14 protein-coding genes and 1 pseudogene are annotated in these 15,915 nt (G+C 41.2%); 2 read left to right on the forward strand and 13 right to left on the reverse strand.

Annotated features, from left to right (window positions below):
- Positions 1–172 precede the first annotated feature (172 nt).
- From H7U04_RS01030 to H7U04_RS01055, 6 genes and pseudogenes are all read right to left on the reverse strand, one after another.
- Complete coding sequence (locus H7U04_RS01030; RefSeq protein WP_014621870.1) at positions 173–751, reverse strand: hypothetical protein; 579 nt, start codon at positions 749–751, stop codon at positions 173–175.
- Positions 744–1,484, reverse strand: coding sequence for a hypothetical protein (locus H7U04_RS01035; protein ID WP_048676147.1), 741 nt, complete (start codon positions 1,482–1,484; stop codon positions 744–746). Before H7U04_RS01035 ends, H7U04_RS01030 begins: the two co-directional genes overlap by 8 nt.
- Positions 1,481–2,374 carry an ABC transporter ATP-binding protein gene (locus H7U04_RS01040; RefSeq protein ID WP_110981165.1) on the reverse strand — a complete coding sequence of 298 codons (894 nt, stop codon included), beginning with the start codon at positions 2,372–2,374 and terminating at the stop codon, positions 1,481–1,483. Before H7U04_RS01040 ends, H7U04_RS01035 begins: the two co-directional genes overlap by 4 nt.
- Positions 2,375–2,450: 76 nt before the next feature.
- Positions 2,451–2,564: pseudogene (locus H7U04_RS11520) on the reverse strand (TIGR01741 family protein); the annotation flags it as partial.
- Between the two features lie 79 nt (positions 2,565–2,643).
- Positions 2,644–3,150, reverse strand: coding sequence for a hypothetical protein (locus tag H7U04_RS11355; RefSeq protein WP_257056727.1), 507 nt, complete (start codon positions 3,148–3,150; stop codon positions 2,644–2,646).
- Positions 3,151–3,484: 334 nt separating this feature from the next.
- Complete coding sequence (locus H7U04_RS01055) at positions 3,485–4,864, reverse strand: hypothetical protein (RefSeq protein WP_179969311.1); 1,380 nt, start codon at positions 4,862–4,864, stop codon at positions 3,485–3,487.
- 287 nt (positions 4,865–5,151) lie between these two features.
- Here H7U04_RS01055 and H7U04_RS01060 point away from each other — a divergent pair, with 287 nt between their 5' ends.
- Positions 5,152–5,910, forward strand: coding sequence for a peptidylprolyl isomerase (locus H7U04_RS01060; RefSeq protein WP_037601992.1), 759 nt, complete (start codon positions 5,152–5,154; stop codon positions 5,908–5,910).
- Positions 5,911–5,946: 36 nt separating this feature from the next.
- Here H7U04_RS01060 and H7U04_RS01065 read toward each other — a convergent pair whose 3' ends face one another.
- Positions 5,947–7,848: a beta-glucoside-specific PTS transporter subunit IIABC gene (locus H7U04_RS01065; protein ID WP_073689622.1), complete on the reverse strand. Its 1,902-nt coding sequence runs from the start codon at positions 7,846–7,848 to the stop codon at positions 5,947–5,949.
- 305 nt (positions 7,849–8,153) lie between these two features.
- On the opposite strand from H7U04_RS01065, the gene H7U04_RS01070 reads away from it, so the two are divergent.
- Positions 8,154–8,789, forward strand: a complete 636-nt coding sequence (locus H7U04_RS01070) for a nucleotidyltransferase (protein ID WP_179969310.1) — start codon at positions 8,154–8,156, stop codon at positions 8,787–8,789.
- Positions 8,790–8,860: 71 nt separating this feature from the next.
- Here H7U04_RS01070 and H7U04_RS01075 read toward each other — a convergent pair whose 3' ends face one another.
- From H7U04_RS01075 to H7U04_RS01100, 6 genes are all read right to left on the reverse strand, one after another.
- Complete coding sequence (locus H7U04_RS01075) at positions 8,861–10,252, reverse strand: amino acid permease (protein ID WP_110981170.1); 1,392 nt, start codon at positions 10,250–10,252, stop codon at positions 8,861–8,863.
- A gap of 167 nt (positions 10,253–10,419) precedes the next feature.
- On the reverse strand, positions 10,420–10,677 hold the full coding sequence (locus tag H7U04_RS01080; RefSeq protein WP_048790600.1) for a DUF896 family protein: 258 nt from the start codon (positions 10,675–10,677) through the stop codon (positions 10,420–10,422).
- A 33-nt stretch (positions 10,678–10,710) separates the two neighbouring features.
- Positions 10,711–12,747, reverse strand: a complete 2,037-nt coding sequence (gene glyS / locus H7U04_RS01085; RefSeq protein ID WP_110981171.1) for a glycine--tRNA ligase subunit beta — start codon at positions 12,745–12,747, stop codon at positions 10,711–10,713.
- A 281-nt stretch (positions 12,748–13,028) separates the two neighbouring features.
- Positions 13,029–13,946 carry a glycine--tRNA ligase subunit alpha gene (gene glyQ, locus H7U04_RS01090; RefSeq protein ID WP_002886077.1) on the reverse strand — a complete coding sequence of 306 codons (918 nt, stop codon included), beginning with the start codon at positions 13,944–13,946 and terminating at the stop codon, positions 13,029–13,031.
- Positions 13,947–13,981: 35 nt separating this feature from the next.
- Positions 13,982–14,353, reverse strand: a complete 372-nt coding sequence (locus H7U04_RS01095; protein ID WP_175062754.1) for a GFA family protein — start codon at positions 14,351–14,353, stop codon at positions 13,982–13,984.
- 271 nt (positions 14,354–14,624) lie between these two features.
- Positions 14,625–15,869, reverse strand: a complete 1,245-nt coding sequence (locus H7U04_RS01100; RefSeq protein WP_175062753.1) for a hypothetical protein — start codon at positions 15,867–15,869, stop codon at positions 14,625–14,627.
- Positions 15,870–15,915: the final 46 nt, after the last annotated feature.

The following is a 15,915-nucleotide window of genomic DNA, read 5'->3' on the forward strand; positions in this document are numbered from 1 at the left end:
CCCCAAAAAGTTTGATTTTCTCTGTCACACTTTTTGGGGCAGTTCACTTCTAGTGAATTATAGTATTTTCACTGTCCACTGTAAGTGGGAGTATATCACCTTCACCGTCTCAGAGGATAGGAATTAAAAGAAGATTTCAATAGAAAAAGGACTCTGCATTGAAAAAGAATCCTTAATTTCTTATAATCCCATCAAATAATTTCTTCAAATTCCCAAAACTCACCACTGGAAAGACGAGTCCTGAGTAGAATAAGAGCACGGTGTTTAGAAAATCTACCAAGACTGAAATTCGTTGGAAGCGGATAGTCAGTCGAATCATGACAAGATAATAGCCGAGGAAAATCAGGAAACCAATCAGTACCACGAACAGTCCTTGAAAACTGATGACCTTCAAAGAAAAGTGAGTTGGTAAACCCTGATGAATCAAAAGCAGAGCAATCCAGAAGATCAAAGACAACCAAACAAAGTAAACCACTGCTCGTTGCAGGTAAATTCTATACACTGATTGCAAAGCATACTGGGTGCCAAAAGATTGCCCAGACCGAATCTCGTACTCCAACTCTTCATTTCCCAAGGAAACCACATGGGTCAAGATGAAATAATAATAGAAATAGGACAACTGAAAGTCAGAATTGCCCCTCAAAAGGCTATAAAAACCAAGAATGAAAATGACGTGGTAGAGGGTGTCAAACAGGGTATCCGCCCAGCGTCTCCTGCGAAAGAGATAAAATCGCTTCACTTCATTATACATGGAACAAACTTCCCTTCTTTTTGGCATAGGTCAAACAAGTTTGAAAGCACAAGTAACCCAAGAGCCAGTAAATCAAACCGTATCCCAGTAATAATAAAAGAACGAACCAACTTGGCTGGCGGATAAAACTCACCAAGAGATGGAAAGGCAAGAAACGAGTTAAAGTAGCAATCAAATGACTCGATTGTTCCTGAAAACCAACCCAAAAGAGAATCCCGTAAGCAAGGAGGCTAGTAATACTGGAAATTTTTGTAAAGACAAAGGAAAAACTGGCAAAGAGAAAGCCTAGACCATAAAGGGACGCAATAACCACAAAGGACAGAAGAAAGGTAACAAATGTATCGACCCAGTCAGTAGGAAAGGCAATCTGCTGAACCAAGGCAACCAAGCAAAACAAAGGAATGGCCTTGACCAAGTCCAACAAAATCTGTACGATAATTTTGATAAAAAGCATGCCAAAGATGCTCCTCCGACTCTGAATCACGTTGATAATGGTGCGGTCTGCAATCTCATCTTCGATAAAATAGGTCGGATGAGTGATACTGTGGCTAGAAAAATACCAAGTAAAAAGCAAGATAAACAGCTCAAAAGTATCTTGCTGACTGTCAAAATAGTTCAGAAAACCCGTAACCAGAAAGAAAATTCCCAGATTGGCAAAGAGAAGATTGACTTTGAACTGTTTGTATTCACTGAGTTGGCGACTAAACTCTCGCCCAATCGCTGCTAGCATCATTTGAGCACCTCATACAGCAAATCTTCCAAAGAGGCAGGTTCTCGGGCGAACTGCAAGACTTCCGTTTCTTCTTGCAATAGCCGATTAAGGTCTGAATTTCTGGTCTCTACCGAAATCCCACCATCAAGCACCTTGTAGTCCAGCTCAGGGAATCTTTGTTTCAGTACACTTTCTGCACTCTTATCTAACAGCAAGTGATAGACTTCATGCTGGTGGACATTACCAAAAATCTCCTCAAAGGTTCCTTCACGATAAAGCCGCCCCTCCTGAATTACCACCACCCGAGTACTGACCTTCTCGATAAAACTAGCATCATGACTGGTGATAAAAATACTGGCTTGATGGTGACGAGCATAATCCTGTAAAAGAGTCATCAGCTGTTTTTTTGCCAGCAAATCTAGCCCATTAGTCGGCTCATCCAAACAGAGTACTTTCGGTTTCTGTACTAAAGCTAAGATTAAGGTCAATTTCTGACGGTTGCCCTGGGACAGTTCTGAAACCAGCGTGTCCTTATAAGGGGTAAAAGCCAGCTGGTCACACAAGACATCCACCTCTGCCTTGATATGAGACAAGGCAATCCCATTCAATCCTAGAAAATATTGAAGATTTTCCATAGCTGTCAAATAACTGTACAACCCCTGTCCGCTCTCCAAGACAAACTTGACCAGCGAGTGGATTTTCTTGGAGCGATTAGAAACGCCATGAACACGAACCTCGCCCTTATCCTGCAAAAAAATCCCTGCCAAGAGCTTGATAAAAGTCGACTTCCCGGCACCATTGCCACCAACGATGGAGAAGATTTCACCTGAATCCGCTTGAAAATCAGGAATGTCTAACACCAACTTCTTGTGAAAACTCTTTTGAACTTGTGAAAATGTTATGTTAGTCATTTAAGATTATCCCTTGATTTGGAAGATTCCCTTTAATTTGTTCAATTATTTTTTCAATATCTATAATTTCAGTATTATTAGGAAAATTATATTGCTTTGGAATATAGAGATTGTAGATATACTCATTTTTCCCCTCTTCATTAACACTCTGAGCAATCTCACGAATTTTTTCATTAATTTGTTTTTCCATTTTATCCTCCAATACGGTTTAAAATTGTTTTAACTTCAAGCATTTTGCCATCAATTTCATACATTACTTTAACCACAACTTAACCCTGCATCCTCATATACTCCTTCGATTTCTCGCCATACCAATCCTTAGCTGAGTAGTCAAACTGCTCTCTATATTGCTCAGAGTATTTGAAGAGGTAATAACCTCGTAGCAAATCAATGGAAAAGACATAAGTCGCAAAGACAAATATGGCAGGCATAATAGGCATCAACACCGCATCAATGCTCTCTCTAGTGTCACTTCCAGTGGAGCGGTCAAACAGCACAAGGGCACCTGTAATCCCTGTCCCACCTAAAAATACCAAGCCATCTGAAACCTTTTCAGTCACAAGTGCTGCCATGGGGCTAAACTCTGTCTGATTTTGAAGAGCTTCTTTCAGTTTACGGGGAACCGTTCGAATCAAGTAATAAATGGAAAGAAGAAACATAGCACCCGATAGTATGCTGACAATATTTCGTCGTGTCATCATCATTATACCAGCACATACTGTAAAGATAGCGAGTAAGACCACCATGTAAAAGTAGGTGCAAAATTTTAATTTCATCGGGCTTCTTCTGTGCTTTATTGAAAAGAGCAGATAGACCAGATACATGACTAAATACAAGAGAATCATAGGCCACTGAATCCAAGAAAATGTTGGATTTTGATCAAGCGTCAATCCTTTTATAAACATGGGTGTGATAATAGAGAAGAAATAAATAATAATTGAAGTGATAAACAAGCCATAAATCGTTTCCAGCTCCCTTTTTGATTGAGCTTTTCAACGATATCCTTAGTGACAAGAGACTGACTTTGTTCGAATGTATAATTTAAGAATTTCAATAACATTCTCCTTTTATCAAGAAAAAACAGGAAGGCATCCCCTCCTGTTTCCTTATTTAGTCATCTCCCAAACCTGATTTATAAGTAAGGTAGAACGTATCGTCACCTTCTTTAGTATCAAAATACAAGTAAACACTCTTTAGTTTACCTTCTTCTGCATCAAAGTCACTATAAGAGAGATTTATTTCTTTCTTGAACTCACCTTCACGAGATGTTGAGATTGTGTATTCTGCCCTTGAAGCTTTAGGGTGATCTTTAATAACATCCTCTAGTTTCGTACCATTAGATGGGTCACTATAGTCTCCTTCTTTAAGTCCATCATACTGTTCTTTCGTCCAGTCAGCTTTGTAAGACTTATCAACTTCTACCTTATCTTGAGGGAATCTACCTGAAGCATATGACAAGAGGAAAGTACCATCATATTGTTTCTTAAAGCTTAGGTAGACACTTTCGCCATAGTCTTTACCAGAGTATGTCAACTTCAACTCATCACCTGACATCTCAGCATCTGACGCCTTGCCGTATGTTTTAACGATAGCCTTAACGGTATCCTTACCTGCTTTCAACTTCTTGAACTTAGATTCATTCCAGTCAAATTTAGCATTTTTGTCAATGTAATCGTTGACGTCAGTGCTATCACCTTTTGAATCAGATTTAGAATCAGATTTAGAGTCAGATTTTGAATCGCTGTCATCATCTTTCTTGTCAGCGTCATCATCGTCTTTATCAGCAACTTTTGATGTCTTGCTTGAGCTTGTGTTGTCACTAGAGTTTTGAGAGATTTGGAAAATCAAACCACCAATAGAAACAAAGAGCATGAGACCAGCAACACCTGTTGCGATGATTGAAAGCAATTTCTTGCTTGATTTAAGGCTAAAGACAAGTGAAACAACTGCCACTGCAACTGCGAGGACTGTCAAGATGATGAAGAGCCAAGCAGGACCTACAAACCATGCCAAGATTGCAAAGATTACTGAAAGTGCAATCGCAACGATTGGCAAGATAAGATTGAAAAGAGGTTTATCTGCTGAGCCAGCTGCTGGATTAGGAACTGTTCCAAATCCTGGAGCTGAAGAGATAGGTGCCTTTTCAAACATGCTTGAATCAAATTGTGGGGTTGGTTGTTGCACAGGTGCTTCTGAGAAAGCTTCTGCACCAACTGGTGATTCACTGCTTGCTTGTTCTGCGACAGCATCTTCAGCTGTTTCAGCCACATCTGCGATGTCATCTTGTTCTGTGACTTTTTCAGTAGCAACTGGTTCTGTCGCTACTGCCTCAGCGACAGGTTCATTAGCTGGTGCTTCTACAGATGCTGCTTGAGCAGTCAAAGCACTTGTATCAAAGTCAGCTGCTTTAGCATCCAAAAATTCTTGGGGGCTAGGCTTACGCCCATGTACCGACTCAAAGAGTTCAGCCCATTCTGCTTTAGTTGACATAAAAATCTCCTTTTATCAAGAAATCTAAACAAGAGACCCCTTCGACTTGGCGAAGTTTTCTATAGTTAGGAGTTAGACACCTCTCTCTGATAAGAGCAAGTAGCATATGTCCCTTAAAAAGTCCGACCTCACTTTACAACTTGAGGCAACCTTTCCCTATATCTAGTCCCATGTTCATTTTCTTGTTGATAGTTCCATTCTACCATATTTAAAGACCTCTGTTAACCGTTTCCCAAAAGGTTTTTTTCTGCTACAATAGTAGGTATAATGCACCAAAGGAGTTATATATGAAAAACATTAAAAAGTACATTCCATTAATTATTGTACTTGTTATCGCAGGCCTAGGTTTTGCCTTTCGTGAGAACATCTCACGCGCCGTTCGTGGAGATGCCTACGTTGATAACAAGATATTCACTAAACAATTAGAAAAGGCTCAAAAATCTGGAAAAGATGCCTTTCCACAGTTGTCAGACAAGGTTGGTAAGGACGAAGCTGAAGTTATCCTCCACACTTCAAAGGGTGATATCACAGTCAAACTCTTCCCTACACTTGCTCCTAAGGCTTCTGAAAACTTCTTGAAGCATGCCAAGGACAAATACTATGATGGGCTTACCTTCCACCGTGTAATCAAGGACTTCATGATTCAAAGTGGTGACCCTAAGGGTGACGGTACTGGTGGAGAATCTATCTGGAAGAAAGGGTTCGCTGTTGAGCCTACACCATTCCTATACAACATCCGTGGCGCACTTGCTATGGCTAATACTGGTGCTAAAGAGTCAAACGGCAGCCAATTCTACATTGTTCAAAACAAGGATGATCAAAGCAAACAACTAGGAAATGCTGGCTATCCAAAACCTATCATTGACGCCTACAAAAAAGGTGGTTACCCAGCTGGCGATACTAAATATACCGTCTTTGGTCAAGTCATCAAAGGCATGGATGTCGTTGATACTATTGCTAACCTTGAAGTTGATGACAACAGCAAACCAAAAGAAAATGTAACGGTCAATTCCGTTGAAGTCGTTAAAGACTACAAATTCAAATAAACAAAAATCCGAGAAGCTGATTCTCGGATTTCTTTTTTATTTAACAGCGGTGAGGAGATAATCACCAGTGTTAACACGAGCTTCTTTAGTTGTTAAGACATCATCAAAGTCAGCTGTATTGGTAACAATGACTGGTGTGATAACTGGTAATTTAGCGTCTCGGATAGTTGCTAGGTCAAATTCTATAAGTTTTTGACCCGCTTCTACGACATCCCCTGCTTCCACATAGGTCTTGAACCCTTTTCCAGCAAGAGAAACAGTGTCCATACCAATATGGATGAGAAGCTCTACACCATTTTCAGTTGTCAAACCAATCGCATGACCAGTAGGGAAGACTAAATTAACGGTTGCCTTAGCCGGTGCTACAATCACCCCATCAGTTGGGTCAATAGCGATTCCTTTACCCATAGCTCCTGAAGCAAAGACTTGGTCAGGTACTTGGTCAAGTGGTACGACATTCCCGATGAGTGGGCTAGCAATGATTTCTTGTTGAATTTCCTTAGGAGCAGGTGCAGCTTCCTCAGCTTTTTCTTCAACCTTAGCTACTCCACCACCGTATAGATTTGGTACTCGTACAAAGAGTTGGATAAGGAAGGCAAGAACACCACCCACAATGGCAATGATAATGGCAATGATAACTTTAGAAAGATTACCGTCAGGCCCAATAAGGCTTGGGAAGACAAAGACACCCAGACCACCTATTGAATACGTCTTAATATCTAGGGCCATCATGGCAGCCCCCATAAGTCCTGAAACACCACATGAAATGTAGAATGGCGTTTTCATTGGAAGAGTTACCCCATAGATAGCAGGTTCTGTAACCCCAAAAATAGATGAAATGAAGGCTGGCATAGAGATGGTACGGACTTTTTCTTCTTTCGTTTTAAGCATGATAGCTCCCAACACACCTGTTTGCGTGAAACATGGAAGGATAGCCGCTGAAAGAATAGTAGAACTTCCGTTTGTTGCCACATCTAAGATAGCAAGGGGAACAAGTGCCCAGTGCATTCCGAACATAACCAAGACTTGCCACAAAATACCAAGTATAAGACCAAAGACAATCGGACTAAAATTCATGATTGCTTGGAAAAGGCTTGTCAATCCATCAGAGAAAGTATTGGCAACTGGTCCTACCACCAAGAATGTTAATGGGACAGTAATGAGTAATGTAAAGAAAGGCACTACGAAGACTTTAATGACATCTGGAGTAATCTTGGTAAAGAATTTTTGAATGTATGAAGCCACCCAAACGGCCAAGATAGAAGGCATTACAGTTGAGAGATAGCCACCTGCAGGAAGCGCAAATGGAATAACTCCTAGAACATGACCTTGACCAGCTTTCTGAAGAGCAGTCACCAGCGTAGCAATATCAGGATAAACAAGTGCCGCTGCAATCGCAATAGCTGTAAACTCATTAACCTTGAAACGACGGGCAGATGTTAATGCAATCAAGATTGGCAAGAACTGGAAGAAACCATCTCCTGCTGCATTAAAGATGACATACATAGGACTCGTTGCAGCTGACAAGCCACAAGCTGCCATGATAGCAACTATCCCTTTGATAATCCCCGCCGCAGCCAAAGGTCCAAGGAAAGGTTGGAAAATACTTGAAACCAAAGATACAAAGCGGTCAAAAAGATTCCCTTTAGGCGCATCACCTTCATCAATATCAAGACTACCACCTGCTGGAAGACCGCCAACTTGGAGAACCTCCGCATAAACATCAGGGACATGGTTACCGATAACCACCTGATATTGACCACCTGCCTTAACAACAGTAACAACACCGTCACGGTTCTTAAGGTAGTCATCATCTGCTTTAGACTCATCTTTCAAATCAAAGCGTAAGCGTGTCACACAGTGTTTCAAGCTATTGACATTTTCTTTACCACCGACGTGTTTGAGAATGTCTTCAGCTAATTCAGTATATTTATCCATAAGGGCTCCTTTCTTTTCTAGGATTTTAGTTCTTTCGAGGCTTTTTCAACGAAAAAAACCTAAATAAATACCAAGAACCAATTAGGGTGAGTATACACTACTCCCATTAGTTTTTCGTATTTATCTAGGTTTTGCCTGCTGACCAGTAACAATCCTTTTGCTAGGGTTATATAATATCAGAGTTCAAATATTTTTGCAAGCCCTTACAAAAATATTTTTTGTTTTTTGAGGTAAAATCTTGACCAAGATAATAAGTCATGATAAACTATTGTTAGTTTATAAACTAACAGAAAGAGAGTTACACGATGAAAACAAGTGCAATTATTGAATTTAAAGATACATACGCTAGCATGGAATGTCACGAGCTTGGTTACCAAACCAAGGAAACTGCCTTAGCTATTATTTCTCCTACTGGACATATTCTATCAAGTACACCGCTTTTCAGAAAGGTATATGGTTCAAATATTGCTCACATCGACCAACTTCCTTTCAATATAGATAACCTCAGTATCACAGCAAGAGGTCTTAGTAAAAAGGCTAAAGCCAACTTGAAAGATTGGATTGCCCATACTATAATTCTTCCAATGGACTATGATAAGTCCTTTACTAAGCATCAAGAACTTTTGCACCTCTTAGCAGAGTCACCTATCGTTGAGTCTGTCCAATCTTTAACTTATAAGACAGTAAAGATTCATTTTTCCGAAGCACTCAATGATGAACATATTCGCCAACTGCAAGGTTTTATTCTCGCTCAGGCAGGCATCTACAGCTATATTGGGACATCTACAGTCTCAGACCGAAATGCCCACCAGGCTCTTGAATGGGCTAAACTTGATGTTAATGGTCGTTCGCACAACGATCACAAGCCTGCTATTTTCCATCGTAGTAAGGGCCTCTTAAGTGGTTTCTTTCACCATGGAGGCCAAGAAAGTATTGCATAGATAATAATTGGGACACCTTGTGTCCTTTTTTGGCAACTAAAAAACCCACCATAAAGGTGAGCTAAATCGATTTATTTACTGTGTTTCCAGTTACTGTAGATACTAAACACTACAATCCAGATGGTTGCTCCGATAGCTCCGACAACTGTTGACTTTTGCAAGAAGAGACAAACAAAGACGAAGATGAAGAAAAGGATAGTCAATGGATTAAGAATCTTATAGGCTGGCATAAGGAAGCCATCTGCCATAAACTCTTGAGACTTACGGTACTTGAGATGAGCAAGCATGGTCAAAATGTAGATGGCAATGTAGACACCTGATGAAGATGCGGTAATCAAAGCGAAGGCGTCAGATACACCAGGTAAGACGTTGATGAAGGCTGAAACACAAACTACAATGGCTGATACAATGATGGCACGTGAAGGAATACCATTACGGGCCAAGGTATCAAGTTTCAAAGATTTCATAACCTTACTGTTTGGTGTTTCCCTAGCGATTTGGAAAAGGTGACGGCCAGTTGAATAAAGTGTTGAATTCAAAGAAGAGGCTGCTGCTGTCAAAACAACAAAATTAATGAAAGCCGCTGCCCATTTGATACCAGCCATTTGGAAGACCGTTACGAAGGGTGATTCATTAACTGGAAGTTTTTGCCATGGGAAGATAGCCATGATGGCAATGAGGGCACCCACATAGAAAATGACAATACGAATCGGAATCTCCTTGATTGCCTTTGGTAAAACCTTACGTGGATTTGCTGTCTCAGATGTTGTAATCCCTACAAATTCGATGGCTTGGTAGGCAAAGAAGACCATTTGGAAGGTCATGACAAAGCTCACCCAACCTTTAGGGAACATCTGGAAACCTTGTGTGATATTGTTAAGACTAGCATGTCCAGCTGGCGTTTCAAAGTTAGTTGCTACCATAAATATCCCTGTAGCTATCAAGGCAAGAATGGTGACAATCTTGATCATCCCAAACCAAAACTCAACTTCCCCGAAAATCTTAACCGCAATCAGGTTAACCGAACTCAGGATAATCAAGAAGACAATCTGAATCTGCCAGGCAGGCCAACTTGGAAACCAAAACTGCACATAGTTCGATACAGCCGTAATTTCTGCCATACCAAGAAATACCAGTGATACCCAGTAAGACCAACCTGAGAAGAATCCCCAGCCTTTACCAAGGTATTTCGTAATAAAATTAATAAAGGTATGTTGGTCCGGGTCCATGTAGAGCATCTCACCGATAGCTCGCATCATGAGGTACATGAAGACACCTGTCAGCATATAAACAAGTATGATTGAAGGTCCTGTTAGGGAAAGGGAACGCCCTGCCCCAAGGAAGAGACCTGTACCGATTGTACCAGCGATGGCAATCAGCTGGACGTGACGGTTTTGAAGACCACGCACCATCCCATTCTCAGTCTGGTTGTCGTCGTCTTTATGATGTTGCTTTTGCGACATTTTTTTCACTCCAATTCTATAAAACAAGACTCATTGAGTCCTGCAATTTTTAACATAACTTATATTATACCATTTTTGAAACAATTAGTCAATATTATACAGAATATTCAGAATTTTATACTTCAAAACAAGGGCTTGGAAAACTTCCAAACCCTTGTTACTAGTTATTATGATTCAGGATCATCAAGGCTACGACCATGCAAGCCTTTTTCACGTTGTATTTGACGTAGTTTTTCAGGTGTCACATCGTTACCTTCTTCGTCAACCACTTTAATTCCTTCGATGTGGTGACGAACTGAGCGACGATAACCCTCAATATATTCTTCACGAAGTTTTGCTTGTTCTACCTCTTCTTCTGGTGTCAAGCCTTCTGTTTTTTTCTTTTTGGCAAGCTCATTGATACGAGCAATTTTTTCAGGTGTCATAACAAGACCTACTTTCTACCTGTCAACAGGTACTTATTTTGTATTCAATTGATTAAAGGCTGCAACAGCTTTAGCTTTCGCTACGAGACCTGCAAGAAGGGCCAAACGGTTATTTTTAACAGTCTCATCCTCTGCCATTACCATCGTGTTGTCAAAGAAGGCATCGATGACTGGGCTAAGAGCAAAGAGCTGAGCCAATTTGTCACTAGCTGAACCAGTCAATTCAAGCTCTTCAATTGCTTTAGAAAGGGCTTTTTCTTGATTATTTTCAAAGAGACTGGCATCGACTGCTACTGAAGCATCTGCTTTTTCTGCCAAGTTGAAGGCACGTGAGAGTGATTCAACAGCCGCCTTGTAACCATCAGCCTTAGCAGCTTCTGAGAGGGCGTCAGCTGCTTCAAGCATATCTGCCACGACAAAGTTTGAACCAGCAAGAACGGCTTCCTTGATATCTTTAGATGTGCGTCCCATCATCTTGTCCACACGCGCTTTGATGAAGTTGATGACTTCTGCTTGATTGTCATAAGAAAGACTATCAAATGAAAGGGCGTAAAGGCTGTCGATCAACTCATCCATAGGGATGTGCCAACCAAAAGCATCCAAGATACGAACAATCCCTTGCGTTGCACGACGAAGCGCATAAGGGTCATTAGAACCTGATGGAATCAAGCCAACTGAGAAGAAGGAAAGGAGAGTATCCAATTTATCTGCAAGCGCAAGGATGGCACCAACCTTAGTCTCTGGAAGAGCTCCGTCTGCTGAATCAGGAAGGTAGTGCTCACGGATAGCTGTCGCAACCGCAGCATCCTCACCAGCAAGGAGGGCGTATTTTTCACCCATGATTCCTTGCAATTCATCGAACTCTCCGACCATACCAGTCAAGAGGTCAAATTTATAGATTTCAGCTGCACGCGCTACGGCTGCCCTTTCTTCGGCAGTCAAACCAGCTTGCTCAGCCAAGGAAGCTGCAATGACACCAGCACGGGCCATGTGTTCAGAGAGTGAACCAATCTTTTCATGGAAGGTCACGTGTGCCAATTTAGCAACGAGGTCTTCAATCTTAAGTTTTTGGTCTTCTCGCCAGAAGAATTCACCATCTTCAAGACGTGCCACCAATACTTTTTCATTTCCTCGGATAACATTTTCCAAGTGCTCAGCGTTCCCATTACGGACTGAGATGAAGTTTGGTTTAAGCTTACCGTCAAGGTCACGTACAACAAAGTAACGTTGGTGCGTTTCCATTGATGTCACCAAGACTTCTTCTGGAACGTCCAAATACTTAGTATCGAAACTTCCCATAAATGCAGTTGGGTATTCGACCAAGTTCAAGACTTCATTCAAAAGTCCTTCTTCGATTTGGACTTGAACACCTTGTTCTGCTTCGATAGCTTTGATTTGCTCACGAATCATGTTTTCACGTTCTTTGCTATCCGCAATCACGTAAACAGTACGAAGGTCTTCCTCATAAGAATCCGCATTGGTAATTTCCACTTCATGTCCAAGGAAACGATGTCCACGACTCACACGACCTGACTTGATATCCAAGAAGTCAAGGTCAAGCGCTTCGTCGCCCAAAAGAACTGTCAAGGTGTGAACTGGGCGAATGTATTCAAATGTGTTGTTAGCCCAGTGCATGCTGACAGGGAAAGTCAATGAAGCAAGCACTTCTGGAACGCCAACCAAAACTTCTTTAGCAGGTTTTCCAGCTTCGTGTTTAGTAACATAAACGTACTCTTCACCTTTGACTTCACGGAATTCGATATCGTCAACAGTCAAGCCTTTCCCACGGACAAATCCTTGCGCCGCTTTTGAGAAGTTACCTTCTGCATCCAAAGCGATTTTCTTAGAAGGGCCTTTAAAATCTTCGGTCAAATCGGATTGTTGATCAGCCAAACCAATCACACGGACTGCCAAACGGCGTGGTGTTGAGAAGGTTTGAATGCTTTCGTATGAGAGACGGTTGTTATCCAAGAAGGCTGCCATTTTTTCACCGAGTTGTTTTTCACTTGGTGTGACAACGTAGGCTGGCAACTCTTCAAGTCCAAGTTCTACTAATAAGTTTTTTGTCATGTTTTTTCCTTTACAAAATTCTTTTTTCGATAGGCGCCTTAGGTACTGGGGACGTTGCTAACTAACTTTGTGAGGCTGTATAGAAATCTGGTGTCTCCTTGACATAGATTTCCAACAGTCTCATCAAAGTGGATTTAGCTAACTGATTTTTGAACCTAACGTTTCAAAAATTCCCATATACCAGTACAGCGGTGCCTATCCCTTTAGCAAGTCTTCGACTTGCCTCTGGGTAGCCATGTGGGCTCACTAGGTTCGCCCATTTTCCATTCTTGTAACTTTGCTTATTCTTCCTCTTCTGCTAGGAGTTTTGCGCGTGTGGCTTCATCAAGAAGTGGGTAACCAAGTTTCTTACGTTCTGCAACGAAGGTTTTGGCTACGACACGGGCCAAGTTACGGATGCGGGCAATGTAACCGGCACGTTCTGTAACAGAAACAGCGCCACGAGCATCTAGCAAGTTAAAAGTATGTGAACATTTCAAAACGTAGTCATAGGCAGGGTGAACAAGACCCAATTCCAAAGCACGTCCTGCTTCTTTTTCAAATTTTTCGAAGTTTTCAAGAAGCATGTCTTGGTCAGAAACTTCAAAGCTGTATTTTGAGTGTTCGTATTCTGGTTGAAGGAAGATTTCCCCGTATTTAACGCCTGGAGCCCACTCAATATCGTAAACAGAATCTACTTCTTGGATGTAAGAAGCCAAACGTTCCAAACCATAAGTGACCTCAGAAGTTACCGGACCAGTTGCCAATCCACCAACTTGTTGGAAGTAGGTGAACTGAGTGATTTCCATACCGTCAAGCCAAACTTCCCAACCAAGACCAGCTGAACCAGTTGATGGGTTTTCCCAGTTATCTTCAACGAAACGAATATCGTGTTCCAAAGGATTGATGCCCAATTTTTCCAATGACTCAAGGTAGAGCTCTTGGATGTTTGATGGAGAAGGTTTCATAACCACTTGGAATTGGTGGTGTTGGTAAAGGCGGTTTGGGTTTTCCCCGTAACGACCATCTGCTGGACGACGAGATGGCTCTACATAAGCCGCATTCCATGGCTCAGGACCAATGGCACGAAGGAAGGTGTAAGGACTCATAGTTCCCGCACCCTTTTCATTATCATAAGCCTGCATGAGCATACACCCCTGGTCATTCCAGTATTGTTGCAAAGTAAGGATAATTTCCTGGAAGGTTAGTTTTTTAGACATTATTTACTCCTTTAATTTATATTATCTTTTTAGGTTTATTTATCAAGCAACCAAGAAAAAGCTGGATCCTGAAAAATATGACGTTTGGGAATAGTTTGTAAATTCTGATCGCATTCATCTATTGTACCTAATTTCAAAGCACAGACTTCTGGTATATTTTCTTGAATAGTGAAAATTTGACTATGACAGTTCTGGCAGTAATAACGCTGTTTTCCTGGAGAAGAACTATACGTAACAAGCTTTTCTTTTCCATGCAATACTAGATTTTTACTGCTAACTTTAGCATTAACTGTATAGGCAGACGCAGTTGCTTTCCGACAGAATGAACAGTGGCAAAAAACTAATTCAGATAATTCCTCATCTAGAGTGTAAGTCACTGCTTTACATAAACAAGATCCTTTAAGCATTGTACTCCTTTCTACCTAGGCATTAGACGAATTCAAAAAGAACCGAATTTCAACACCCAAGCCTTGCGACTAGGGGCGTCAGAAACGCGGTTCCACCCTAATTTATTACTTCATTTTATCTGTTTGTCTTCAGCTATTTGCTGATAGAAAGCGCCACTGCTCATTTTGCTCTACTTGGCTTTCACTATCCCAAGCTCGCTAGAAAAACGCCATAAGCCCTTCTTTCTTGTCAGTATTATAGCAGAAATAGAGAAACTTGTAAAATAAAATTCTAATCATTCTTACTAATCCCCATTTCCTGACGAACATGTGCATGGGAGTCTTCATGGAGAATATCATTATCAAGAATTGAGGCTTCTCGAAGTTGTTCTGCCTCTTTCTTGTCTCGATGGGTCAAGTCTTGATTGGGATCATAAGCTTTCTCAACGATGGACAAGAGATGATTTCGAATTTCCTTTTCCTTACGAATCTTAGCTTTTTTGCGGTAGCTAGCAACAACTAGCACTACCAACATCAGCATTCCCAAATAACCGATAATAGGATACATAACCGCTACCAGTTGACGGAAGCCCATGAAGGAAATAGCAAAGCCAGCAAGGGCAAATGCAGCCACGAAGAACTTGAAACGTTTCTCACTACCTGCTGAAAAGCGTTTACCAAGGGCATAGTAGAGACTAAAGACGGTATTAAAAATCAAACCAAAAATCACCAAGGCGTAAAGTGTCGCAAAGATAGGATTCACTTCCTTAGCAATAGCCAACATAGGAACATCCGAGCTAGCAATTTTATCACTGTTAGCAAAGAGGATCAATGTTGTGACAAAGAAAATCACACCAACCATAAACCCTCCCCAGGCTCCGCTCTTTTCAGCTTCATTGATTTTGAGAATAGAGCCACCCATGACAAAGGCCATCGCTATAGCTGACATGACACAAACAGCAAAATAATTAACCACAGACAGCCAAATACTTGGGAAGGGAGATTGAATGGTTTGCGACACCTTATCCATCTCAGCAAAATCCCAATGACGTCCTAAAACATTGGTCACGAATATCATGGCAATCATAACCAAAATCATAGGGGTAAAAACTCCAATAACACCGATGATTTTTTTGAAATCTAAGAAACTCACAAAGATAGTCAGAGCTGTACACAGGAAGGCACCTACCCAAATCGGAAAGCCGAACTGTTGGTTTAGGTTAGCCCCTGCCCCCGCTGTCATAACAAAGCCAAACAGGAAACAAGTGATAATCAAAGCGATATCTAAAATACGGTAGATAACAGGATGACTGATTTCTGCCAGGACTACTGAGTGATCGTCTGAGCGATAATAACTTCCCAGAGCAATCATGAGTCGCCCAAAGCCAACATGCAAGATTCCTAGAACTATGACACCTATCAGTCCCCAGGCTCCAAAACTAACAAAATACTGTAAGAGGTCCTGTCCTGAAGATACCCCTGCACCAATCATCACACCGACATAGGCCAGGGCAATGCTCCAAATACGTTTTGACATATTACCTCCTGTAAAATACAAAGTATTTCTATTTTACACTACTCTA

Origin of the sequence: Streptococcus sp. 22.1 (assembly GCF_016648645.1) — a bacterium.
GTDB lineage: Bacteria > Bacillota > Bacilli > Lactobacillales > Streptococcaceae > Streptococcus.